Below are 21,703 nucleotides of genomic sequence, written 5' to 3'. Positions count from 1 at the left end.
TCCATGACCGAGAGCGACGACGCCGCGCGCCACCGCGCCAAGATGATCAAGCGCAAGGCCGTCCAGGACCGGGAGGTGGCCTCGAAGACGCTAGAGAAGGGGCTCCTTATCGTCAACACCGGCCCCGGCAAGGGCAAGTCCACGGCGGCCTTCGGGTTGATGCTGCGGGCGCTCGGCCGCGGTTTTCGCGTCGGCGTGGTGCAGTTCGTGAAGGGCGCGTGGGAGACCGGCGAGCGCCTGGCGCTGGAGCGCTTCGCCGACCAGATCGAGTGGCACACCATGGGCGAGGGCTTCACCTGGGAGACGCAGGACCGCGCCCGCGACGTGGCGGCGGCGGAGCGCGCCTGGGGCAAGGCCGGGGAGCTGATGGCCCGCGACGACATCCGCCTCGTGGTGCTGGATGAGCTCAACATCGCGCTGCGCTACGACTACCTGCCGCTCGCCGACGTGGTGGCGGCCCTGCGCGCGCGGCGCCCCGATCTCCACGTCGTGGTGACGGGCCGCAACGCGAAGCCGGAGCTGATCGAGGCCGCCGACCTCGTCACCGAGATGACCCTCGTGAAGCACCATTTCGCGGCGGGCGTGAAGGCGCAGGAGGGAATCGAGTTCTGATGCCGACCCGCGCGCTCATGATCCAGGGCACGGGCTCCAACGTGGGCAAGTCGCTCATGGTGGCGGGCCTGTGCCGCGTCTTCGCGCGCCGGGGCCTCGCCGTGCGCCCGTTCAAGCCGCAGAACATGTCGAACAACGCCGCGGTGACGGCGGATGGCGGCGAGATCGGCCGGGCGCAGGCGCTCCAGGCGCGGGCTGCGGGCGTTCCCCCCAGCGTCCACATGAACCCGGTGCTGCTCAAGCCTCAGAGCGAGGTCGGCTCGCAGGTGGTGGTGCAGGGGCGCATGGCCGGCACGGCCCGGGCGCGGGAATACCAATCCTGGAAGCCGCGCCTGATGGCGGCGGTGCAGGACAGCTTCGCGCGGCTCTCGGGCGAAGCCGATCTCGTCCTCGTGGAGGGTGCTGGCTCGGCGTCGGAGGTGAACCTGCGGGCCGGCGACATCGCCAATATGGGCTTCGCCCGCGCCTGCGACGTCCCCGTGGTGCTCGTCGGCGACATCGACCGGGGCGGCGTCATCGCGAGCCTGGTCGGCACCCGCGTGGTGCTCGACGAGGCGGACGCAGGCATGATCCGCGGCTTCGTGGTCAACCGCTTCAGGGGCGACCCGTCGCTCTTTGAGGACGGGATGCGGCTCATCGCCGAGCGCACGGGCTGGCCGGCCTTGGGCCTCGTGCCCCACTTCTCCGACGCGGCGCGGCTGCCGGCGGAGGATGGCCTAGGCTTGCGGCGCGAGGGCCGGTCGGGAGGCGTGGTGATCGCCGTACCGGTGACGCCTCGCATCGCCAATTTCGACGATCTCGATCCGTTGCGCGAGGAGCCCGGCGTCTCGGTGGTGCTGGTCGAGCCCGGCATGCCGATCCCGGCGGAGGCGTCGCTCGTGCTCCTGCCCGGCTCCAAGACCACCATCGACGACCTCGCCTTCTTCCGAGAGCAGGGGTGGGACATCGATCTCAAGGGCCATCTGCGCCGGGGCGGGCGGGTTCTAGGCCTGTGCGGCGGCTACCAGATGCTCGGGCGGCGCATCGCCGATCCGCACGGGATCGAGGGGCCGGCGGGGCGCTCGGTGGAGGGTTTGGGCGTGCTCGAGGTCGACACGATCCTCACCGACGACAAGCGGCTCAAGGCCGTGACGGGGTGCTCGCTTCCAGACGACACCCCGCTCGCGGGCTACGAGATGCATATCGGTGAGACGACAGGGGAGGGCGCCGCCCGACCCTTCGCCCGCCTGTCCGACGGGCGCCTCGACGGGGCCGTGTCGGCGGACGGGCGGGTCGTGGGCACCTACCTGCACGGCCTCTTCGCCGACGACCGGCAGCGGACGCGTTGGCTTAACGTTCTCGGCGCCACGGGCGGCGATCTCGCCTATGAGAGCCTCGTGGAGGACATCCTCGACCGCTTGGCCCTTCATCTGGAAGCCCACCTCGATTGCGACCGATTCCTCGCGCTCAGCGCCAGATGAGCCACGCGACGCCCGCCAGCGCGACGGCAAGGCCTAGGAGCAGCCCGCAGGCCGTGCGGTAGAGGGCGAGCGCCCGGTCGATGTCGGCAGCAGACGCCTCAGGGCTCCCGTCGCCCATCCAGCGGTCCTCGACGCGCGTCTCGCCATAGACGCGCGGTCCCGCGAGCCTCAAGCCCAGCGCCCCCGCCATGGCGGCCTCGGGCCAGCCCGCGTTGGGCGAGCGGTGATGGCGCGCGTCCCGGCGCACGGCGCGCCACGCCTCCCCCGCCGAGGCGTCCCGGTGGATCGCGGCGGCGGCGACGAGAAGCAGCGCGGTGAGGCGCGAGGCGGGGAGGTTCACGAGGTCGTCGAAGCGCGCGGCGGCCCAGCCGAAGGCCTCGTGCCGGGGCGTGCGGTGGCCGATCATGCTGTCGGCGGTGTTGGCGGCCTTGTAGAGGAGGCCGCCCGTGAGCCCCCCCGCGCCGATCCAGAAGGCGGGCGCCACGATCCCGTCGGAGAAGTTTTCCGCCAGGCTCTCGATCGCGGCGCGGCACACGCCCGCCTCGTCGAGGGTCCTCGGGTTGCGCCCCACGATCATCGACACCGCCGCCCGCCCGCCCTCAAGGCCGCCCGCCCGCAGGCCGGCCGACACGGCGGCCACGTGCTCGTGAAGGCTGCGCTGGGCGAGGAGCGTGCTGGCCAGCACCGCGGCGATCGTGAGGCCGACGAGCCCGAACGGCGCCAGGACCGCCGTGATCGCGAGCCCCGCGAGACCCGTGACGGCGAGCAGGATCGCCAGCGCCGCCACGCCCGCGGCCCGGCGGCGCGGGGCGCTCCAGGCCTCCCGGTTGAGGTCGCGATCGAGGAGGGCGATGCCGGCGCCGATCCAGGTGACGGGATGGCCGATCCACGTGTACACGCGGGCCGGATAGCCCACGGCCGCCTCGGCGAGGAGCGCGAGGACCAAGAGGGTCAGGGTGTCGGGCGGGAGCATCGGCGGGACGATATGGGTGAGACGCGGATCTGGCACGGGGGCGATCTGGACGAGGCGCGGGCGCTCTTTCCCGGGGCGCCCGAGCCCTGGATCGATCTCTCCACGGGCATCAACCCCGTACCCTATCCCGTGCCGGAACTCACGCCCCGCCTCTTCGAGCGCCTGCCCGCGCCCGGCGACGTCGCGGAGCTCGAGCGCGCGGCGGCGGCGGCTTACGGCGCCCGCATGCCTGAAACTGTCGTGGCGGCCCCGGGCACGCAGGTGCTCATCAGCGTGCTGCCCCACCTGCGGGCGCCTGGCCGAGTCGCCATCCTCGGTCCGACCTATGCCGAGCATGCCCGCGCCTGGGCGGCGGCCGGGCACGAGGTGGTGGAGGTGGACGAGCTCGCGGCGGCGCACGGCGCCGATGCAGCCGTCGCCGTGAACCCGAACAACCCGGACGGCCGCCGCCTCGACCCGGAGGCGCTGGCCGCCACTGCCGCGAAGCTCCAGGCCCGCGGCGGCCTTCTTGTGGTCGACGAGGCCTTCGCTGATTTCGAGCGGGACTTGAGCATCATCCCGCATCTCCCTGACGGAGCTGTCGTTCTGCGCTCTTTCGGCAAGACCTTTGGCCTGGCCGGCGTGCGGCTCGGCTTTGCCGTCGCGAGCGCTCCCCTCATTGAGAGGATCCGCACCGCGCTCGGGCCCTGGGCCGTGTCGGGCCCTGCCATCGAGATCGGGGCGCGCGCCCTGCGGGACGGCGCTTGGCTGGAGGAGACCGCGCGGGCGAGGGGAGGGGACCGCGACCGCCTCCACGCGCTTCTCGCGCGCACAGCCGGCGTCGGCTCCTGCGGCACGACGCTGTATCGGCTGATCGAGACCCCGCTTGCGCCGGCGCTCTTCGACCATCTCGGCCGCCATGGCCTATGGACGCGCCGCTTCCAGGGCCGGCCGGACCGCCTGCGATTCGGCCTGCCGCCGGACGAGGCGGCGTGGCGCCGGCTCGACGAGGCGCTACGGGCTTTTCGCCCCGGTTGAGCGCCCGGTCAGGCGAGGGTCAGCGTCACCCCCGGCAGCGGCACCCCGTCGATGGCGGTGCTCCAGGTCTCGCCCGGCGTCACGGGAAGAGCACGGGTCAGCGTGCCGGTGGAGACCACCTCGCCGGGCCTAAGGGGCGGGGAGCCCGGATCGGCCGCGAGCAGGTCCACGAGGTGGCGCAGCGCCGCGAGCGGGCCGCCGTCGAGCACGTTGGCCGAGGTGCCACGGTCGGCCGGCGCGCCGTTGCGGCGCAGCTCGATGGTGAAGCCCGCGAGCCCCCCGAGCCAGGCCTCGCCGGGCCGGGAGGCGATCTCCACCTCCGGACCCATCAGCAGGGCGCCGTGGAGCCCGAAGGCCGCCACGGTGTCGGGGGCCGCGAAGCGCCAGCCGGGGAAGAGCGACTGCACGATCTCGAAGCCGTGCGACACGGTGGCGATGCAGGCGAGCAGCGCCGGATCGCTCATGCCCGGCTCCGGCGCGCGGGCGAGGCGAAAGACGATCTCGGGCTCGATCCGCGGCTCGACATATGCATCGAGCGGGAGCGGCGCGTCGAGGCGGTGGAGGGTCGTGTCGTAGACGTAGCCCCAGATCGGCGCGTGGACGCCGTACTGGTCCCAGATCGTGCGGTTCGTGAACCCGATCTTGCGCCCGACCACGCGCTCGCCCCGCGCCTCGCGCAGGTGCCTCACCTGCGCCGTCACCCGGTACGCCGCCGCAAGGTCGAAGGCAGGGAGCGATTCGGTCAGAGGCGGGATCCCGCGGCGGGCGTCGTGCGTCTCCAGGATCGTGCGGGCGATGGCGTCCGGATGCGGCATCGGGCGGGCCTGATGGAGAGGAGGGTGACGTTGAGCGAACCCATCTATCACAACACGCCGACCGTCGTCGTGGTGCTGGTACCGATCGGGCGTGGCCTCCTGATGATCCGGCGCGCGCTGCCTGGGCAGGGCCAGGGCCGGCTGGCGCTCCCCGGCGGCTACCAGATGCTCGGCCAGACCTGGCAGGAGGCGGGCGCCGCGGAGGTGCGGGAGGAGACGGGGGTCATCGTCGATCCGGGGCGCCTGGAGGTGGTCGGAATCGACACGACCCCGGACCGGCGCCAAAACCTTCTGTTCTGCCGCAGCCCGGCGGTTCCGCATCCGGGCCGGTTCAGCCACGATGCGGAGGTCTCGCAAGTGCTCGTGATCGAGGCGCCCGTCGAGACGGCGTTTCCTCTCCACACGCGCCGGGTGCGGGAATACTTCGGCTGATTCGCGCTCAGACCTCGATGCCGCCGAAGTCGCCGAGCAGGGCCCGGAGGGCCGCCGCGCGCGCCCGGCTCATCATGGCGTCGACCCGGTGACCGCGGGCTCGCAGACGGGCCTCGACGGCGTCCGAAGCAAGCCCCCAATGATCGCAATCGCCCGCGAAGAGCGACAGCGAATCGGCTCGCGAATCGAGCGTCCCGGCAAGGGCTTCGAGGGCCGTCAGCCGGTGAGTGAAGGTCTGCGAATCAGAGGCATTTTCCATGCTCGCGGCATAACATGGGATACCCTCGAACTGGCGTGCGCGAAGATACGGATCACAGCGGATTTGCGGGTTGTTGCAGCCGCGTCACGCCCCTAACGGAAGGCGCAGCAGCCAGGCTTCCAAGGTCGCTGTTGACAAGAAACCCGGGCTGGATTCGGCCGTCGCGGCTGCCACGATTTAACCAAAGATTAGCAATCGATTCGCGTCAGGGAAGAATATGTGCAATCTGACGGCCCGGAGGCGATGAGTCAGACTCCGGCGCCGGGAGAAAGGGATGATGATGACCAAGGTGATTGAGGATCTGAGCACCGATTTGGGTGCGGTTATCCGGAACGAGGTCGCCAAGACCAATGCGGCCCGCGACCCCGGAACGGCCGTCGCCGCCCAGGCCCTCGCCGTCGAGCCCGCCGGCGACGCTTCGCCGCGTCTGCCCCGCCGCATCTCCGGCGGTTTCCGGGGCGTGAACGACGAGCTCGACCAGCGCAGCCGCGAGTGGCGCTCGACCGTGCGCCTGCTCAACCAGCAGCGCCTGCACGTCGAGACCGCCGAGGCCGAGCGCGATCGTCTCTACGAGGCTCTGAACCGCATCGCGACCGAGGCCCAGGAGAGCGGCCGCTCCCTGAAGTCCGTGCTCGACACCACGAAGGACGGCGACATCTCGGGCGACCTCGCGGCGCAGTTCGTGCGCAGCCAGCGCGCGCTCGAGGATCTCGAGACCGTCTCCGAGGCGCTCTCGACGAACCTGTCGGGCCTGCGTTCCGTGTGGGAGCAATATGCCCGCACGATCATCCGCGCCCAGAAGATGCGCGACGATCCCAAGGCCCCGACCGGCGCCGATCGTCACTGAAGGCCGGGGCGGGCCGGTCCACGTCTCCCGGACCCCCGCCGCGCCAAGACCATGCCGGCTCCGCCTTGGAGCCGCCCGCCCGGGCCCGTGATCGCGAAGGACGCGGTCGCGCGCCCGGGCGCGGCCGCATTTCAGGAATGCATGTCCGGCCTGTGTCCACCCCCCTCGCGCGACGCGCCGCGATGCTGTAACAGACCGGCCCTCGACGGGGGAGGTCGATGGCCAAGTTGGACAAGGCGGTCGCGTTCGCGACGCTCGACGGACGCAGCATCCGTCTCGAGGCGCGCCAGGGGCGCTCGGGCCTGTGGTACGTGACGAGCCCGGACGTGCGCTGGCTTCTCGGCACGGGGCTGACGCTCGCCCAGGCGATCGAGGCGGTGCCGGGAGCCTACGCGGCCCTGCGGACGGCGCCGGTGTCGGGCGTCCGCTAGCGCCTCGCTTCGTCACAAATATCGACCGGCGAGCCCCCTTGCGCGGCCGAAAACGGCTCCGTTTGCGGGCGACGCCGCGACCGATTGGCCCTGGAACCCCGCCCCGCGCCTCACGTTGGCCTCTCAAGCGAAAGCAACAGGAGGCTCACGCCATGGTATGCCAATTCTGCAAGCAGGACGTCGATCAGCCCTGCCAGACCAAGTCCGACGTGGAGCAGCGCGCCGAGAAGCATGTCGACCGCTGCGAGAACGCGCTCAAGAGCCAGGGCGGGATCGCGAGCGGCGACTGACCCTCGCCCCATCCCGACGCGACCTAAGGCGGCCCGCTCACGCGGGCCGTTCGCGTTTTCGCGGTCCGCGTGAGCGGGCCGCCCATGGCCAGCGCGGTCCGCCGGCGCTAGCCTCCCGCCCGACAACGTGGCGGAGGACGGACCATGGACAGGATCGAGGTGGCGATCGCGGGCGCGGGGCTCATGGGGCACGGCATCGCGCTCGTCTTCGCGCTGAAGGGGCACGGGGTCCGCATCACGGACAACAGCGGCGAGACCCTGGAGCGCCTGCCGGGTCTCATGGCCTCGGCGCTGTCGACCTTACGCGAGGCGGGCGCGGTGGATCCCGCCTGGACGCCGGAGCGCCTCGCGGCGGCGGTGCGGGTCTCGCCGGACCTCGCCGAGACGGTACGGGGCGCCGATCTCGTCATCGAGGCGATCACCGAGCGGCCGGACCTGAAGGCCGCGCTCTTCGCCGAGCTCGACCGGATCTGCCCGGCGGAGACGATCCTCGCCAGCAACACGAGCTATCTCGACGTCTTCCCGCTGATCCCGGCAGGCCGCCAGCGCCGCGCCCTCGTGGCGCACTGGTACACGCCGCCCTACATCGTCGACCTCGTCGACGTGGTGCCGGGCCCCGAGACGGATCCCGCCGTGGTCGAGCGGGTGCGCGACCTCGTCCTGGGCCTCGGCCAGGTGCCCATCGTCCTCAAGCGCTTCATCCCGGGCTATGTCGCGAACCGCATCCAGTCGGCGATCAGCGCCGAGGTGTACCGGCTGCTCGACGAGGGGATCGCGACGCCCCGCGAGATCGACGACGCGATCATCCATGGCCTGTCGCTGCGCATCCCCATCCTCGGCCATCTGGCCAAGGCCGACTTCACCGGGCTGCCGCTCCTGCGCCACGCCCTCGCCAACGCAAGCTACGCCCCGCCGCCGCCCGCGACCCGTTGCGAGACCCTCGACAGCCTGTGCGACTCGGGGCGCACGGGGGTGATGGCGCGGCAGGGCTTCTTCGACTGGGGCGACCGCGACCCGGCCGAGCTCTTCCGCGACCGGGATCTGAGGCTGCTTGCCCTGAAGCGGGCGATGGCCGAGATCGGGCCGCTGCAGGGGCGGTGAGGGACGGTCTCCCCTCCCCCTTGCGGGGAGGGGTTGGGGGTGGGGGTCGAAAAGTCGGAGCTGGAGACGGAGACGGGAGCACGCACGCCCGTACAGCCCTATCTTTCCCCGGGATCTCTCGCGTCCCGACCCCCACCCCCGGCCCCTCCCCACAAGGGGGAGGGGAGTCGGGCGGCTAGAACCCGACCCGGTCGCCGCCTTTCAGCTCCAGGATCGCCCGCGCCTCGTCGGGCGTGGCGATCTCGAGCCCTAAGCCCTCGATGATCCCGCGCACGATGCGGACCTGCTCGGCGTTTGAGGTGGCGAGCCGCCCCTTGCCGGCCCAGAGCGAGTCCTCCAGTCCCACCCGCACGTTGCCGCCCATGGCGGCGGAGAGCGCGGCGATCGTCATCTGGTTTCGGCCCGCGCCCAGCACCGACCAGCGATAGGCGTCGCCGAAGAGCCGGTCGGCCGTGCGCTTCATGTGGGCGACGTCCTCCGGGTGGGCGCCGATGCCGCCCAAAATCCCGAACACGCTCTGGACGAAGAGCGGCGGCTTCACGAGGCCGCGGTCGACGAAGTGGGCAAGCGTGTAGAGGTGGCCGATGTCGTAGCACTCGATCTCGAAGCGGGTGCCGTTCTCGGCGCACGCGGTGAGGATGTGCTCGATGTCGGCGAAGGTGTTCTTGAAGATGCGGTCGCGCGAGCCCTCCAGGTAGGGCCGCTCCCAGTCGTGCCGCAGGTCCTGGAAGCGCTCCAGCATGGGATAGAGCCCAAAATTCATCGAGCCCATGTTGAGGGACGCCACCTCCGGCTTGAACATCGTGGCGGGGCGGGCGCGTTCCTCGACGCTCATCGTCGCGGCGCCGCCCGTGGTGATGTTGATCACGCAGTTCGAGCGCTGCTTGATGACCTGAAGGAACGGCGCGAACAGCTCCATGCTCTGGTCGGGCCGCCCGTCGCGCGGATCGCGGGCGTGGAGATGGACGATCGCGGCGCCCGCTTCCGCCGCCCCGATGGCGGCCTCCGCGATCTCCTCCGCCGTGACGGGCAGGTGCGGCGACATGGAGGGCGTGTGGATCGACCCCGTGACGGCGCAGGTGATGATGACCTTGCGTTTCATGTTCCGCCCCCGCTCGCGTGTCGTGCCTGGCTCCCCACCTCGTGACGCCGATGCACCGCGGCTTTGAGCCCGGTCGAGGGGCGCCTGCGGGCTGCATGGGCGATGCCGGGAGAGCCGCGTTCCCCGTTGTCGCCCGCCGCTGGACAGGGCGCAACGGTTTTGCATACTCGCCCTCATGCCGGTGCGGAAAGCGCCGACTCAAGGCCCGTGAGAGGCCGACAGGGGACGGAACGGGAGGGAGCCGCGTGAGCGAGCTCGACGCCTTTCGCCACGAGGTCCGCCTCTGGCTCGACGCCCACTGCCCAGCCCCCATGCGCGAGCTCACGCGCGGCGAGGAGGACATCGTCTGGGGCGGCCGGCGCTGGGCGTTCCGCTCGGAGGCGGAGCGGGTCTGGCTCGAGCGCATGGCCGAGCGCGGCTTCACGGTGCCGACCTGGCCCAAGGCGTATGGCGGCGCCGGGCTCTCGCGGGACGAGGAGCGGGTGCTGCGCGAGGAGATGGCCCGCATCGGGGCCCGCTCGCCGCTGGAGAGCTTCGGCATCTGGATGCTCGGGCCCGCCCTCCTGAAATTCGGCAACGAGGCGCAGAAGCGCGAGCACCTGCCTCGCATCGCGCGCGGCGAGATCCGCTGGTGCCAGGGCTATTCGGAACCCAATGCCGGCTCGGACCTCGCCTCGCTCCAGACCCGGGCCGAGGACCGGGGCGACCACTGGGTGGTGAACGGCCAGAAGGTCTGGACGAGCTATGCCGACCAGGCGGACTGGATCTTCTGCCTCGTGCGCACCGATCCGGCGGCGCCGAAGCACCGGGGCATCTCCTTCGTGCTGTTCGACATGGCGACGCCCGGGGTCTCGACCCGGCCCATTCGCCTCATTTCCGGCAAGTCGCCGTTCTGCGAGACGTTCTTCGACGACGTTCGGGTGCCCAAGGAGAACCTCGTCGGCGAGCTGAACCGGGGCTGGGACATCGCCAAGTACCTGCTAACCCATGAGCGCGAGATGATCGGCGGCGGGGCCGGCGGCCTGCTCGGCACCCGGCCCATCGGCGAGGTCGTGGCGGAGCTCGCGGGTTCGGACGGGGAGGGGATCTCCGATCCGCTGCTGCGCGCCGACGTGATGCGGGCCGAGATCGACACCCTCGCTTTCGCGCTGACGATGGATCGCCTCCGCGACGAGGCGGCGGGCGGGCAGGGGATCGGCGCCCGCTCCGCGATGCTCAAATATTACGGCACCGAGCTCAACAAGCGCCGCACCGAGCTGATGCTCCGGGCTGCAGGCTCGGACGGGCTCGAATGGGAGGGCGAGCGCTCCGGCGGCGGGCGTCTCGCCCGCGACTGGCTGCGCGCGAAGGGCAATTCCATCGAGGGCGGCACCTCGGAGGTGATGCTCGGCATCATCGCCAAGGCCATCCTCGAGCTGCCGGGGGCGTGAGATGAGAGCGACACGCGCGTTCCCCTCCCCCTTGCGGGGAGGGGTTAGGGGTGGGGGTCGGGACGCCAACCTGCGTCGTTTCAGGATGAAGCCTGTACGGACGTGCGTGCTCCAACTCCCGATCCCCAGCTCCGACTTTGCGACCCCCACCCCCAACCCCTCCCCGCAAGGGGGAGGGGGGCTCGCGTTGACGGAGAGGGGCGCATGCTGACCCTCACCGAGGAGCAGGGGATGCTCCAGGAGGCGGCGCGGGGGTTCCTGTCCGAATCCGCGCCCGTCTCCCAGCTGCGCGCCTTGCGCGATGCCCGGGACGAGCTGGGTTACAGCCGTGACCTGTGGCGGGCGATGGCGGAGCTCGGCTGGACGGGGATCCTTATCCCCGAGGAGCACGGGGGCCTCGATTTCGGCCATATGGGGGCGGGCCTCGTCTGTCAGGAGATGGGCCGCACGCTTGCCGCCTCGCCCTACATCTCCACCGCCATCATGGCCGCGACCGCGATCCGGCGCGGCGGCGGCCCGGGCCAGCAGGCGCGCTGGCTGCCGGCCATCGCGGCGGGCGAGGCGGTGATCGCGGTCGCCGTGGACGAGGCCCGCAAGCACGATCCCGCCGGCACAGCGCTCCGGGCGCAGGCCTCGTGCAACGGCTTTCGCCTCGACGGGCACAAGACCTTCGTGGCCGACGCCGTCGGCGCCGACGCGATCATCGTCGCGGCCCGCACCGGCGGGGAGCCGGGCGAGGCGGAGGGCCTCTCGCTTTTCGTCGTGGACGCGCGGGCGCAGGGCCTCGACATCGAGCGGACGCTCATGGTCGACAGCCGCAACGCCGCCCGCCTGACCCTCGACGGCGTGCAGGTCGACGAGGCGGACGCGCTCGGCCCTGTCGGCGGCGCCTTCGAGCTGCTGGAGACGGTGCTCGGCGCCGGGCGCGCGGGGCTTGCGGCCGAGATGTCGGGCATCGCGCAGGAGAGCTTCGCCCGCACGCTCGGTTACCTGCGCGAGCGCACGCAGTTCGGCCGGCCGATCGGCTCCTTCCAGGCGCTGCAGCACCGGGCGGCGCATCTCTATTGCGAGATCGAGGTCGCGAAATCCGCCGTGCTCGCGGGGGGCCAAGCCCTCGACCGGGACCCGACGGGCGCCGGCTTCCTCGTCAGCCTCGCCAAGGCGAAGGCGGGGGAGGTGGCGCGGCTCGCGGTCGCCGAGGCGGTGCAGATGCATGGCGGGATCGGCATGACGGACGCGGTCGATATCGGCCTGTTCATGAAACGCGCCCGGGTCGCCGGCGAGTGGCTCGGCGACGCCTCCTTCCATGCCGGGCGCATCGCGCGCCTGCGCTGCTTCTAGCGGGGCGGCCATGACCTATCTCGAAGGCCTCTTTTCCGTGGCAGGCAAGACGGCCCTCGTCACGGGCGGCGCCACCGGCATCGGACGCATGATCGCCGAGGCTTTGGTGCGGGCGGGCGGCCACGTGCTCATCGCCTCGCGCAAAGGCGACGCCTGCGAGGCGGTGGCGGCCGAGCTCAACGGGCTCGGGGCACCGGGCCGCGCGGACGGGTTCGCGGGCGACGTCGGCACGGACGCCGGCGTCGCGGCGCTGGTCGATGCCGTGCGGGCGCGGGGCGACCGGCTCCACATCCTCGTCAACAATGCCGGCAAGACCTGGGGCCAGCCTCTCGACACCTTCCCGCACAAGGCCTGGGAGGGCGTGTTCTCGGTCAACGTCGCGGGCCTCTTCACGCTGACGCAGCGCCTGCTCCCGCTGCTGCGCGCCGCCGCGTCCGACGACGATCCGGCCCGGGTGATCAACCTAGGCTCCGTGATGGGCGCGCAGCCGCTCGGCGACGGGGCCTATTCCTACGCCGCCTCCAAGGCCGCTGTGCATCATCTCACCCGCATCCTGGCCAAGGAGCTCGCGGGCGACCGGATCACCGTGAACGCTTTCGCGCCCGGCCCCTTCCAGAGCCGGATGATGGCCTTCGCCACGGAGGACGAGGAGCGCCGCGCCCGGGTCTCCGCCGGCGTGCCGCTGGGGCGCATCGGCCGGCCCGACGACATCGCGGGAGCGCTCCTGTTCCTGTGCGGCCGGGGCGGCGCCTACACGACGGGCGCGATCCTGCCCATCGACGGCGGCATCGGCGTCGAGACCGGCCACGACCTGTTCGGCGGGGAGGAGGCATGACGCTGCCCCCCAAACCCGTCCTTTCCGTGGAGGCGCTCGAGGGCCGCATCGGCGAGGAGGCCGGGCTGTCGGGCTGGCACGGCGTGAACCAGGGGATGATCGACGCCTTCGCGGAGGTGACGAACGATCACCAGTTCATCCACCTCGACCCCGAGCGGGCCGCCGCCGAGACGCCCTTCGGCGGCACCATCGCCCACGGCTTCCTCACCCTCTCGCTCCTCTCGGCCATGGCCTACGAGGCGCTGCCGGAGGTGGAGGGGCGGACCATGGGGATCAATTACGGCTTCGACCGCATCCGCTTCCTCTCGCCCGTACGGGCCGGCTCGCGGGTGCGGGCGCGCTTCACGTTGATCGAGGTGACCCGCCGCTCCGCGGCCGAGATCATGCTGCGCCACCGGGTCAGCGTCGAGATCGAGGGAGCCGAGAAGCCCGCGCTGGCCGCCGACTGGCTCACCTTGAGCATCCTGGGAGGGACCGACACCCCATGAGTATCCGCTTCGACGACCGGGTCGCCATCGTGACGGGGGCCGGCAACGGCCTGGGGCGCTCCCATGCCTTAGGCCTCGCGGCCCGGGGCGCGAGGGTGGTGGTGAACGATCTGGGTGGCGCCCGCGACGGGACGGGAGGCTCATCGGAGGCCGCGCGCGCCGTGGTGGAGGAGATCCGCGCAGCGGGCGGCGAAGCGATCGCCGACGGGGCGAACGTCGCGGAGTTCGATCAGGTGCAGGCCATGGTGGAACGTGCCAAGGCCAAGTGGGGGCGGGTCGACATCCTGATCAACAATGCCGGTATCCTGCGCGACAAGACCTTCGCCAAGATGAGCCTCGACGACTTCCGGGCCGTGATCGAGGTGCACCTCATAGGCGCGGTGAACGGCTGCAAGGCCGTGTGGGAGACCATGCGTGCGCAAGGCTACGGCCGCATCGTGATGACATCGTCCTCCTCAGGGCTCTACGGCAATTTCGGCCAGGCGAATTACGGGGCCGCAAAGGCGGGCGTGGTCGGGCTCATGAACGTGCTGCACCAGGAGGGCGAGAAATACGGCATCCGGGTCAACACGCTTGCCCCCACGGCCGCGACCCGCATGACGCAGGACCTCATCCCGCCCGACCGGCTCGCCCTCATGGCGCCGGAGGCGATCACGCCGGGCGTGCTCTACCTCGTAAGCGAGGAGGCACCCTCCCGCACGATCCTGTGCGCGGGCGCGGGCGCCTTCGCGGTGACGCGGATCATGGAGACGCCGGGCGTCTACGTGCCGGAGGCCGAGCGGACCCCTGAGACCATCGCGGCGCGCTTTGCCGAGATCGCGGGAATGGAGGGCGCCGAGGCGCTGCCCAACGCCTTCGCCCAGACAGACAAGTTCGTCGCCATGGCGGCCCGGGCGGAGGGGATCGCCCTAGGCCTCAGCAACAAGGAGAGCGCGTGATGCGGGAAGCGGTGATCGTCTCGACGGCGCGCACGCCGATCGGCAAGGCCTATCGGGGCGCCTTCAACGACACGCAGGGGCAGACGCTCGGCGGCCACGTGGTGGCCGAGGCCGTGCGCCGGGCGGGCGTCGAGCCCGGCGAGGTGGAGGACGTGGTGCTCGGCGCGGCGCTCCAGCAGGGCACCACGGGCTTCAACGTCGCCCGCCAGGCGGCGCTGCGGGCGGGCCTGCCGCCCACCGTGGCGGGCATGTCGATCGACCGGCAATGCGCGTCGGGCATGATGGCGATCGCCACCGCCGCGAAGCAGATCGTCCATGACGGCATGGGCATCGTGGTAGGCGGGGGGCTCGAATCGATTTCCCTCGTGCAGAACGAGCACCAGAACGGCTGGCGCGCCCGCGACCCCTGGCTCCAGGAGCACCGCCCCGACCTCTACATGTCGATGCTGGAGACCGCCGAGACGGTAGCCGAGCGCTATGGCATCACCCGCGAGGCGCAGGACGAGTACGCCTTCCAGAGCCAGCAGCGCACGGCCATCGCCCAGCAGGCGGGGCGCTTCGACGCCGAGATCGTGCCGCTGCCCACCACGATGCGGGTCCAGAACAAGGACACAGGGGAGATCGTCGAGCAGGCGGTGACGCTGGAGCGCGACGAGGGCAACCGGCCCTCGACCACCTACGAGAGCCTCGCCGCCCTCAAGCCCGTGTTTCGGGACGGCTTGCGGGTGAAGGAGGGGCGCCACGTCACGGCCGGCAACGCGAGCCAGCTCTCCGACGGCGCCTCCGCCTCGCTCCTCATGGAGGTCCGGGAGGCTGAGCGCCGCGGGCTCCAGCCGCTCGGCGCCTATCGCGGCATCGCGGTGGCGGGCTGCGACCCCGACGAGATGGGCATCGGCCCCGTCTTCGCCGTGCCGAAGCTCCTGGAGCGGCACGGGCTGACAGTCGACGACATCGGCCTGTGGGAGCTCAACGAGGCCTTCGCGGTCCAGGCGCTCTATTGCCGCGACCGGCTCGGCATCGATCCCGAGCGCTACAACGTGAACGGCGGCGCCATCTCCATCGGCCACCCCTACGGCATGTCGGGCGCCCGGCTCGTGGGCCACGCCCTCATCGAGGGCAAGCGGCGCGGCGCCAGGTACGTCGTCTGCACCATGTGCGTGGGCGGCGGGATGGGAGCCGCGGGGCTCTTCGAGGTGCTGTGAGAAAAGGCCGGGAGGGGCGCGAGCGGTCCTCCCCGGCTGCCCCGGAACACGCTACGCTCGCACGATACGACGCCGACAACGGCGCGACGACCAGAGGAAACGTCAATCCGATCCCCCAAGGGAGGCTAGCATGTGGACGAAGATCATCGCGGCTGCCGCATCCGTCGGCGTCATGACCGCGTTTGCGGCGCACGCCCAGACGGTCAAGATCGCCTATATCGACCCGCTCTCCGGCCCCTTCGCCAATGTCGGCGACCAGGGCCTGAAGCACTTCGAGTACATGGCGAACAAAATCAACGAGGCGGGCGGGATCGCGGGCGGCAAGAAGGTCGAGATCATCGGCCTCGACAACAAGGTCGACGCCAAGGAGAGCCTCATCCAGTTCCAGAAGGCGGTCGACCAGGGCGCCCGCTTCATTCTCCAGGGCAACGGCTCCTCGGTGGCGGCCGCCCTCGTCGACGCGGTGAACAAGCACAACCGCCGCAACCCGGACCAGCGGGTGCTCTTCCTCAACTACGCCGCCGTCGACCCGGTCTTCACCAATGACGGCTGCAGCTACTGGCATTTCCGCTTCGACGCGGACGCCGACATGAAGATGGAGGCGCTCACCAACTGGCTCGCCGAGCAGAAGGCGATCAAGAACGTCTACATCATCGGCCAGGATTATTCCTTCGGGAAGGCGGTCGCCGCCGCGGCCCGCTCGATGATCGCCAAGAAGCGCCCCGACGTGAAGATCGTCGGCGACGAGCTGCACCCCTTGGGCAAGGTGAAGGACTTCTCTCCTTATGTCGCGAAGATGCGGGCGGCGGGCACCGACCTCGTGATCACGGGCAATTGGGGCCCCGACATGAGCCTTCTCGTGAAGGCCGCGGCGGACGCGAACTTCAACGTGCCGATCCTCACCTATTACGGCGGCGGGCTCGGCGCCCCCACCGCCATGGGCTCTTCCGCGGTGGACCGCGTGAAGCAGATCACCGAGTTCCACGAGAACGTCGAGGGCGCCCCCGCGGCGCTGATGGACGACTTCGAGAAGAAGACGAGCTACGACCTCTATTATTGGCGCGCCAAGACGCTGATGGAGATGCTGAAGGCCGCCGCCGACAAGGCGGGCTCCACCGACGCGACGGCGGTGGCCGCGGCCCTGTCTGGCCTCGAGCACAAGACGGAGCTCGGCACGGTCACCATGCGGACCGACAACCACCAGCTCCTCCAGCCGCTCTTCATCTCCACCCTCTCCGACAAGGTGGCGCGCACCGTCGAGGGCACCACTCTCGGTTTCAAGACGGATTACCGCATTGAGGCCGACGCGACCCGCACGCCCACCACCTGCAAGATGGAACGCCCGAGCTGAGACGGCCGACCGGGGCGGCGTCGCGACCCGCGACGCCGCACCGCCCGACGAACGGCCCTGGAGGCGTCCTGGATGGAAGTCGTCGTCTTCTCCCTTTTGAACGGGCTCCTCTACGGGCTGCTCCTGTTCATGCTGTCGAGCGGGCTCACCCTCATCTTCTCGATGATGGGCGTGCTCAACTTCGCCCATGCGAGCTTCTACATGCTGGGCGCCTATCTCGCCTATGCCATGGGCGGGCAGATCGGGTTCTGGCCGGCTTTGTTCCTCGCCCCCGTCCTGGTCGGCGTCGCGGGCGCCCTGGTAGAGCGCTACGGCCTGCGCCCCGTCCACGCCAACGGCCACGTGGCCGAGCTCCTGTTCACCTTCGGGCTCGCCTACCTCATCGAGGAGATCGTGAAGCTGTTCTGGGGCAAGCAGCCGGTGCCCTACCGGGTGCCGGACGTGCTCTCGCAGCCGATCTTCACCCTGTTCGAGACCACCTATCCGGCCTTCCGCGTCTTCATGATGGTGGTCGCGCTCCTGATGTTCGGGGTGCTCTGGCTGCTCTTGAAGCGCACGCGGGCGGGGCTGATGATCCAGGCGGCCCTGACCCATCCTCACATGGTCGGGCATCTCGGGCACAACGTGCCGCTCATCTTCATGACCGTGTTCGGCATCGGCTGCGCGCTTGCAGGCCTCGCGGGCGTCATCGGCGGGGCGATCCTCGTCACCGAGCCCGGAATGGCGCACTCGCTCGGGCCCATCGTCTTCGTCGTGGTGGTGGTCGGCGGCATGGGCTCGCTCACGGGGGCCTTCGTGGCCTCGCTCCTCATCGGCATGCTCCAGACCTTCGCCATCGCGGTCGGCGCCTCCATCGGCGACCTGCTGCGCCTCGTGGGCATTCCGGTGGCGCCGCACGGCGAGCTCACGGGGATCACGCTCGCGCAGATCGCCCCGATGCTGCCCTTCCTGCTCCTCGTCCTCATCCTGATCTTCCGCCCCCGCGGCCTCATGGGAGCGCGCGAGACATGACGGCGATCGACCGCGCGCTCCCCGCCATGCGCCCCGTCGGGGTCCGCTCCTCGCCGCTCGCGGCGGTGGCGCCCTGGCTCCTTGGCGCCGCGATCCTCCTCGCGCTGCCCTTCGTGTTCCCGTCGCGCACGGGCTTCACGATCATGAACGCCATCGGCATCAACGTGGTCTTCGCCCTGTCCTACAACATGCTGCTCGGCCAGGGCGGGATGCTCTCCTTCGGCCATGCGGTGTGGTTCGGGCTTGGCGGCTTCGCGGCCATGCACATGATGGTGGCGATCGACAAGCTGGCGCTGCCCGTCCCCGTCTTCCTCCTGCCCCTCGTCGGCTTCGCGGCGGGCCTGCTTGCCGGCGCGGTTTTGGGCTGGCCGATCTGCCGCCGCGCGGGCACGCCCTTCGCCATGATCACGCTCGGCATCGGCGAGCTCATCGCGGCGGCGGGGCTGATGTTCGTCACCGTGTTCGGCGGCGAGGAGGGGATCAAGGGCGACCGGGTGGTGGGGCCGATGCTGTTCGGGCTCGATCTCGGGCCGCAGGGCGGCGTCTATTGGTTCATCGCCTTCTGGGTCTTCGCCGCGGCGCTCGCCATGTGGGCCTTCACCCGCACGCCGCTCGGGCGCCTGTCGCTCGCCGTGCGCGACAATCCCGACCGGGTGCCCTTCATCGGCTACGATCCGCAGCGGGTGCGCTATCTCGTGTTCATGGTGGCCTCAGGGTTCGCGGGGCTCGCGGGCGGGATGGCGGCGGTGAACTACGAGATCCTCACCCCTCAGATCTTCGGCGCGCTGACGTCGGGCAACGTGCTGCTCATGGCCTTCATCGGGGGCTTGGGCGCCTTCTATGGCCCGATCCTCGGCGCAGTCCTCATCGTGCTCATGCAATCCATGCTCTCGGACTACACCGAGGGTTGGCAGCTTTATGTCGGCCTGCTCTTCATGGGCCTCGTGATGTTCGCCCCCGGCGGCCTCGCCTCCATGGTGGAGGGCGGCGCAAGGGCGGTGCGGCGGGGCGACTGGCGCGAGCGCGCGCCCGCCTGGGCCTCCGGCGCGCTCGCCTTCGCGGTGCTCGCGGCGGGCATCGTCCTCCTGGTGGAGCTTGCGTTCCGGGCCCATGGCGGCGGGGCGCTCCGGCTCGCGGGGCTGACGCTCCGGCCGGGCGACGCCATGGGCTGGATCATTGGCATTGCGCTGGTGAGCCTCGGCGCCGGGCTCTTGCGCCTTCTGACGCGGCGCGGACACGACGGCGACACGGCGAGACCCGCATGAGCGATCTCGAGCTGCGGGCCCTGCGCAAGAGCTTCGGGTCGGCCGACATCATCCGCGGCGTCGACCTCGCGGTGCCGGCGGGCGAGCGCCACGCCGTCATCGGCCCGAACGGCGCCGGCAAGTCGACCCTGTTCAACCTGATCTCCGGCGCCTTCCCGCCCACCTCCGGCGAGGTGATGCTGGGCGGCGAGCGCATCTCCGGCCGGCCGCCCTACGAGATCAACCGGCGGGGGCTGTCGCGCTCCTTCCAGGTCACGAACATCTTCCACAACATGAGCGTCTACGAGAACCTGCGCTGCGCCGTGCTGTGGAGCCTCGGCTACCGCTACACGCTCTGGCGCTCGGCCGCCGCCCTCAAGGACGCGGCCGAGCGCTCGCGTGAGGTGCTGCACCTCATCGGCCTGGATCATGCCCGCGAGACCCCGGCCGGGCTCCTGTCCTATGCCGACCAGCGCGCCCTGGAGATCGGCGTCACCATCGCGGGCGGCGCGCGGGTCATCCTTCTCGACGAGCCCACCGCCGGCATGAGCCGGGCTGAAACGGACCGGGCCGTCGACCTCATCCGCCGGGTCACGGAGGGGCGCACGCTCCTCATCGTGGAGCACGACATGGGCGTGGTGTTCGGGCTCGCCGACCGCATCTCGGTTCTCGTCTATGGCGAGGTCATCGCCACCGGCACCCCGGCCGAGATCCGCGGCGACCCGCGGGTGCGCGAGGCCTATCTCGGCGAGGAGGCGGCATGAGCGCACTCGCCGACACCATCGCGACGCCGCCCGCAAGGCGCGCTTCCGGGGAGGCCATGCTGGAGATCCGCGACCTCCACGCCTATTACGGCAAGAGCCACATCCTCCAGGGCGTGGATCTCGATGTGGGCGCGGGCGAGGTGGTGAGCCTGCTCGGGCGCAACGGGGTGGGCCGCTCGACCCTCGTCAAGGCCGTGATGGGCGAGGTGCCGCCGCGCGGCGCCATCCGCTTCAAGGGCCACTGGATCGCCGGCCTGCCGAACCACCGCATCGCACGGCTGGGCCTCGGCTACGTGCCCGAGCACCGGGACGTGTTTCCCTACCTCACGGTGCGCCAGAACCTCCAGCTCGGAGTCAAGAACCCGCGTCGTCCGGGCAAATGGCGCCTGGAGCAGATGCTCGACATGTTCCCCAACCTCGCCCGGCGCGCCGACAGCCCGGCCGGCGTGCTCTCCGGGGGCGAGAAGCAGATGCTCACCATCTGCCGCACCCTCATGGGCGACCCCGACCTCATGATGATCGACGAGCCCACCGAGGGCCTGGCGCCGCTCATCGTCCGCCAGGTCGGCGACCTCATCGCCGAGATCGCGCGGGCGGGCGTCGCGATCCTCCTCGTCGAGCAGAAGCTCTCCATCGCCCTCGACATCTCGCACCGCGTCTACGTCATGGGCCACGGCCGCATCGTCTTCGAGGGCACCCCGGCGGAGCTGCGGGCGAACGACGGGGTGCGCCGGGAGTGGCTGGAAGTCTAGGGGCGGCGCTCCCGCCTCGACGGGCGGATGGTGCGCGGGCCTCGACCCGTGCCAAGATCGCGAGGCCCCAAAGATCCCACGACGCCCCCATGCCAAACATCCTCTGCGCCGGCATCGCCACCCTCGATCAGATCTTCCGGCTCGACGCGATGCCCTCGCGGGCCGAGAAGTACCGGGCGACGGATCTCGCCGTCACGGGCGGGGGCACGGCGGCGAACGCTGCGGTCGCCATGGCGCGGCTGGGCGCGCGGGTCGGGCTCTTCGCCACCCTCGGCGACGACCCGATCGGGCATCAGATCCGCGAGGGGCTGTCCCGCGAGGGCGTGGACACGGACGGCCTCCGTCTCCTCCCGGGTCACCGCTCGCCCCTCTCCGCGATCCTCGTCGACGGGGCGGGCGAGCGCATGATCATCTCCCACGCCGATCCGGCCCTGCCGCGCGACACCGACTGGCTCCCCTCCACGCTTCCCGCCGGGATCGACGGGGTTCTCGGCGACACCCGCTGGCAGGAGGGCTCGGCGCATCTCTTCCGGCTCGCGCGGGCGGCCGGGAAGCCGGCCGTGCTCGACGGTGACCGGGCCCCAACCGTCGTGCCGGGGCTCGTGGACCTCGCGACCCACGTCGCCTTCAGCCTCCAGGGCCTGCGTGACCTCACGGGGGAGGGCGACGCTCGCCGGGCGCTGCGCGCGTTCGGGCCCAGGCCCGGCACCTGGATCGCCGTCACCAACGGCGACGAGGGCGTGTTCTGGTGGCGGGACGGGGAGATCGCGCATCGCCCGGCCTTCCGGGTACCCGTGGTCGACACGCTCGGTGCCGGCGACACCTGGCACGGCGCCTTCACGGTGCGCCTCGCTGAGGGCGCGGACGAGGCAGAGGCGATCCGCTTCGCGAGCGCGGCGGCGGCCCTCAAGTGCACCCGTTTCGGTGGGCGCGACGGCGCGCCGGGGCGGACGGAGGTCGAAACCTTCCTGGCCCACGCCGAGTAAGGTCGATCTGCAACCGCCGGTC

At 71.1% G+C, this 21,703-nt stretch carries 24 protein-coding genes; 20 read left to right on the top strand and 4 right to left on the bottom strand.

Annotated elements, in window-relative coordinates; translation table 11 throughout:
• Positions 1-3: 3 nt before the first annotated feature.
• Both cobO and F0L46_RS03180 read left to right on the top strand, forming a co-directional pair.
• A complete protein-coding gene (cobO, locus tag F0L46_RS03185; RefSeq protein WP_149815572.1) occupies positions 4-612 on the top strand; it encodes a cob(I)yrinic acid a,c-diamide adenosyltransferase in 609 nt (202 codons plus the stop codon).
• Entirely contained in the window at positions 612-2,072 is a 1,461-nt protein-coding gene (locus F0L46_RS03180; RefSeq protein ID WP_240539839.1) for a cobyric acid synthase, read from the top strand. Before cobO ends, F0L46_RS03180 begins: the two co-directional genes overlap by 1 nt.
• Here the strand turns inward: F0L46_RS03180 and cbiB are convergent.
• Positions 2,059-3,045: an adenosylcobinamide-phosphate synthase CbiB gene (gene cbiB / locus F0L46_RS03175; RefSeq protein WP_149815644.1), complete on the bottom strand. Its 987-nt coding sequence runs from the start codon at positions 3,043-3,045 to the stop codon at positions 2,059-2,061. The genes F0L46_RS03180 and cbiB overlap by 14 nt on opposite strands.
• Before the next feature lie 12 nt (positions 3,046-3,057).
• Between cbiB and cobD the strand changes: the two genes are divergently transcribed.
• Positions 3,058-4,062 carry a threonine-phosphate decarboxylase CobD gene (cobD, locus tag F0L46_RS03170; protein WP_149815571.1) on the top strand — a complete coding sequence of 335 codons (1,005 nt, stop codon included), beginning with the start codon at positions 3,058-3,060 and terminating at the stop codon, positions 4,060-4,062.
• Positions 4,063-4,070: 8 nt separating this feature from the next.
• Here cobD and F0L46_RS03165 read toward each other — a convergent pair whose 3' ends face one another.
• The gene (locus F0L46_RS03165; protein ID WP_149815570.1) at positions 4,071-4,877 is read right to left on the bottom strand and encodes a 2-keto-4-pentenoate hydratase; all 807 of its coding nucleotides are present in this window, start codon (positions 4,875-4,877) and stop codon (positions 4,071-4,073) included.
• Positions 4,878-4,907: 30 nt separating this feature from the next.
• Here F0L46_RS03165 and F0L46_RS03160 point away from each other — a divergent pair, with 30 nt between their 5' ends.
• On the top strand, positions 4,908-5,309 hold the full coding sequence (locus F0L46_RS03160) for an NUDIX domain-containing protein (RefSeq protein ID WP_149815569.1): 402 nt from the start codon (positions 4,908-4,910) through the stop codon (positions 5,307-5,309).
• A gap of 7 nt (positions 5,310-5,316) precedes the next feature.
• Here F0L46_RS03160 and F0L46_RS03155 read toward each other — a convergent pair whose 3' ends face one another.
• The gene (locus F0L46_RS03155; RefSeq protein ID WP_149815568.1) at positions 5,317-5,568 is read right to left on the bottom strand and encodes a hypothetical protein; all 252 of its coding nucleotides are present in this window, start codon (positions 5,566-5,568) and stop codon (positions 5,317-5,319) included.
• A gap of 274 nt (positions 5,569-5,842) precedes the next feature.
• Between F0L46_RS03155 and F0L46_RS03150 the strand changes: the two genes are divergently transcribed.
• From F0L46_RS03150 to F0L46_RS03140, 4 genes are all read left to right on the top strand, one after another.
• Positions 5,843-6,415, top strand: coding sequence for a hypothetical protein (locus F0L46_RS03150; RefSeq protein ID WP_149815567.1), 573 nt, complete (start codon positions 5,843-5,845; stop codon positions 6,413-6,415).
• 218 nt (positions 6,416-6,633) lie between these two features.
• On the top strand, positions 6,634-6,846 hold the full coding sequence (locus F0L46_RS03145; protein ID WP_149815566.1) for a hypothetical protein: 213 nt from the start codon (positions 6,634-6,636) through the stop codon (positions 6,844-6,846).
• 152 nt (positions 6,847-6,998) lie between these two features.
• A complete protein-coding gene (locus tag F0L46_RS26000; protein ID WP_188311829.1) occupies positions 6,999-7,136 on the top strand; it encodes a hypothetical protein in 138 nt (45 codons plus the stop codon).
• Positions 7,137-7,280: 144 nt separating this feature from the next.
• Positions 7,281-8,237, top strand: a complete 957-nt coding sequence (locus F0L46_RS03140; RefSeq protein WP_149815565.1) for a 3-hydroxyacyl-CoA dehydrogenase family protein — start codon at positions 7,281-7,283, stop codon at positions 8,235-8,237.
• Between the two features lie 175 nt (positions 8,238-8,412).
• Here the strand turns inward: F0L46_RS03140 and kce are convergent, their stop codons facing one another.
• Positions 8,413-9,339: a 3,5-dioxohexanoate:acetyl-CoA acetone transferase gene (gene kce / locus F0L46_RS03135; protein ID WP_149815564.1), complete on the bottom strand. Its 927-nt coding sequence runs from the start codon at positions 9,337-9,339 to the stop codon at positions 8,413-8,415.
• A gap of 245 nt (positions 9,340-9,584) precedes the next feature.
• On the opposite strand from kce, the gene F0L46_RS03130 reads away from it, so the two are divergent.
• From F0L46_RS03130 to F0L46_RS03075, 12 genes are all read left to right on the top strand, one after another.
• Entirely contained in the window at positions 9,585-10,769 is a 1,185-nt protein-coding gene (locus F0L46_RS03130) for an acyl-CoA dehydrogenase family protein (protein WP_149815563.1), read from the top strand.
• A gap of 204 nt (positions 10,770-10,973) precedes the next feature.
• A complete protein-coding gene (locus F0L46_RS03125) occupies positions 10,974-12,110 on the top strand; it encodes an acyl-CoA dehydrogenase family protein (protein ID WP_240539838.1) in 1,137 nt (378 codons plus the stop codon).
• A gap of 10 nt (positions 12,111-12,120) precedes the next feature.
• Positions 12,121-12,945 (top strand): SDR family oxidoreductase, encoded by an 825-nt coding sequence (locus tag F0L46_RS03120; RefSeq protein WP_149815562.1) that lies wholly within the window; start codon positions 12,121-12,123, stop codon positions 12,943-12,945.
• Positions 12,942-13,433 (top strand): MaoC family dehydratase, encoded by a 492-nt coding sequence (locus F0L46_RS03115; protein WP_149815561.1) that lies wholly within the window; start codon positions 12,942-12,944, stop codon positions 13,431-13,433. The genes F0L46_RS03120 and F0L46_RS03115 overlap by 4 nt, the downstream gene beginning before the upstream one ends.
• On the top strand, positions 13,430-14,371 hold the full coding sequence (locus tag F0L46_RS03110) for an SDR family NAD(P)-dependent oxidoreductase (protein ID WP_149815560.1): 942 nt from the start codon (positions 13,430-13,432) through the stop codon (positions 14,369-14,371). The genes F0L46_RS03115 and F0L46_RS03110 overlap by 4 nt, the downstream gene beginning before the upstream one ends.
• Entirely contained in the window at positions 14,371-15,573 is a 1,203-nt protein-coding gene (locus tag F0L46_RS03105; protein ID WP_149815559.1) for an acetyl-CoA C-acyltransferase, read from the top strand. The genes F0L46_RS03110 and F0L46_RS03105 overlap by 1 nt, the downstream gene beginning before the upstream one ends.
• A 130-nt stretch (positions 15,574-15,703) precedes the next feature.
• A complete protein-coding gene (locus F0L46_RS03100; RefSeq protein WP_149815558.1) occupies positions 15,704-16,924 on the top strand; it encodes a branched-chain amino acid ABC transporter substrate-binding protein in 1,221 nt (406 codons plus the stop codon).
• Between the two features lie 72 nt (positions 16,925-16,996).
• Complete coding sequence (locus F0L46_RS03095) at positions 16,997-17,935, top strand: branched-chain amino acid ABC transporter permease (protein ID WP_149815557.1); 939 nt, start codon at positions 16,997-16,999, stop codon at positions 17,933-17,935.
• The gene (locus F0L46_RS03090) at positions 17,932-19,200 is read left to right on the top strand and encodes a branched-chain amino acid ABC transporter permease (protein ID WP_149815556.1); all 1,269 of its coding nucleotides are present in this window, start codon (positions 17,932-17,934) and stop codon (positions 19,198-19,200) included. The genes F0L46_RS03095 and F0L46_RS03090 overlap by 4 nt, the downstream gene beginning before the upstream one ends.
• Positions 19,197-19,943 (top strand): ABC transporter ATP-binding protein, encoded by a 747-nt coding sequence (locus tag F0L46_RS03085; protein WP_149815555.1) that lies wholly within the window; start codon positions 19,197-19,199, stop codon positions 19,941-19,943. Before F0L46_RS03090 ends, F0L46_RS03085 begins: the two co-directional genes overlap by 4 nt.
• A gap of 56 nt (positions 19,944-19,999) precedes the next feature.
• Entirely contained in the window at positions 20,000-20,695 is a 696-nt protein-coding gene (locus F0L46_RS03080; protein WP_149815641.1) for an ABC transporter ATP-binding protein, read from the top strand.
• Positions 20,696-20,784: 89 nt separating this feature from the next.
• Positions 20,785-21,681: a PfkB family carbohydrate kinase gene (locus tag F0L46_RS03075; RefSeq protein ID WP_149815554.1), complete on the top strand. Its 897-nt coding sequence runs from the start codon at positions 20,785-20,787 to the stop codon at positions 21,679-21,681.
• Positions 21,682-21,703: the final 22 nt, after the last annotated feature.

The sequence above is a fragment of the Salinarimonas soli genome (assembly GCF_008386575.1).
GTDB lineage: Bacteria > Pseudomonadota > Alphaproteobacteria > Rhizobiales > Beijerinckiaceae > Salinarimonas_A > Salinarimonas_A soli.
Note: the sequence above shows the minus strand (reverse complement) of the source record. Positions and strands in the feature narration are given on the sequence as shown.

Bases quoted from the DNA above. Each gene is read 5' to 3' on its own strand.
- F0L46_RS03120 (WP_149815562.1), top strand. From the start codon at position 12,121: ATGACCTATCTCGAAGGCCTCTTTTCCGTGGCAGGCAAGACGGCCCTC.
- F0L46_RS26000 (WP_188311829.1), top strand. From the start codon at position 6,999: ATGGTATGCCAATTCTGCAAGCAGGACGTCGATCAGCCCTGCCAGACC.
- F0L46_RS03155 (WP_149815568.1), bottom strand. From the start codon at position 5,568: ATGGAAAATGCCTCTGATTCGCAGACCTTCACTCACCGGCTGACGGCC.
- F0L46_RS03110 (WP_149815560.1), top strand. From the start codon at position 13,430: ATGAGTATCCGCTTCGACGACCGGGTCGCCATCGTGACGGGGGCCGGC.
- F0L46_RS03180 (WP_240539839.1), top strand. From the start codon at position 612: ATGCCGACCCGCGCGCTCATGATCCAGGGCACGGGCTCCAACGTGGGC.
- F0L46_RS03095 (WP_149815557.1), top strand. From the start codon at position 16,997: ATGGAAGTCGTCGTCTTCTCCCTTTTGAACGGGCTCCTCTACGGGCTG.
- F0L46_RS03075 (WP_149815554.1), top strand. From the start codon at position 20,785: ATGCCAAACATCCTCTGCGCCGGCATCGCCACCCTCGATCAGATCTTC.
- F0L46_RS03165 (WP_149815570.1), bottom strand. From the start codon at position 4,877: ATGCCGCATCCGGACGCCATCGCCCGCACGATCCTGGAGACGCACGAC.
- cbiB (WP_149815644.1), bottom strand. From the start codon at position 3,045: ATGCTCCCGCCCGACACCCTGACCCTCTTGGTCCTCGCGCTCCTCGCC.
- F0L46_RS03145 (WP_149815566.1), top strand. From the start codon at position 6,634: ATGGCCAAGTTGGACAAGGCGGTCGCGTTCGCGACGCTCGACGGACGC.
- kce (WP_149815564.1), bottom strand. From the start codon at position 9,339: ATGAAACGCAAGGTCATCATCACCTGCGCCGTCACGGGGTCGATCCAC.
- F0L46_RS03100 (WP_149815558.1), top strand. From the start codon at position 15,704: ATGTGGACGAAGATCATCGCGGCTGCCGCATCCGTCGGCGTCATGACC.
- F0L46_RS03080 (WP_149815641.1), top strand. From the start codon at position 20,000: ATGCTGGAGATCCGCGACCTCCACGCCTATTACGGCAAGAGCCACATC.
- F0L46_RS03085 (WP_149815555.1), top strand. From the start codon at position 19,197: ATGAGCGATCTCGAGCTGCGGGCCCTGCGCAAGAGCTTCGGGTCGGCC.
- F0L46_RS03140 (WP_149815565.1), top strand. From the start codon at position 7,281: ATGGACAGGATCGAGGTGGCGATCGCGGGCGCGGGGCTCATGGGGCAC.
- F0L46_RS03115 (WP_149815561.1), top strand. From the start codon at position 12,942: ATGACGCTGCCCCCCAAACCCGTCCTTTCCGTGGAGGCGCTCGAGGGC.
- F0L46_RS03125 (WP_240539838.1), top strand. From the start codon at position 10,974: ATGCTGACCCTCACCGAGGAGCAGGGGATGCTCCAGGAGGCGGCGCGG.
- cobO (WP_149815572.1), top strand. From the start codon at position 4: ATGACCGAGAGCGACGACGCCGCGCGCCACCGCGCCAAGATGATCAAG.
- cobD (WP_149815571.1), top strand. From the start codon at position 3,058: ATGGGTGAGACGCGGATCTGGCACGGGGGCGATCTGGACGAGGCGCGG.
- F0L46_RS03150 (WP_149815567.1), top strand. From the start codon at position 5,843: ATGATGATGACCAAGGTGATTGAGGATCTGAGCACCGATTTGGGTGCG.
- F0L46_RS03090 (WP_149815556.1), top strand. From the start codon at position 17,932: ATGACGGCGATCGACCGCGCGCTCCCCGCCATGCGCCCCGTCGGGGTC.
- F0L46_RS03105 (WP_149815559.1), top strand. From the start codon at position 14,371: ATGCGGGAAGCGGTGATCGTCTCGACGGCGCGCACGCCGATCGGCAAG.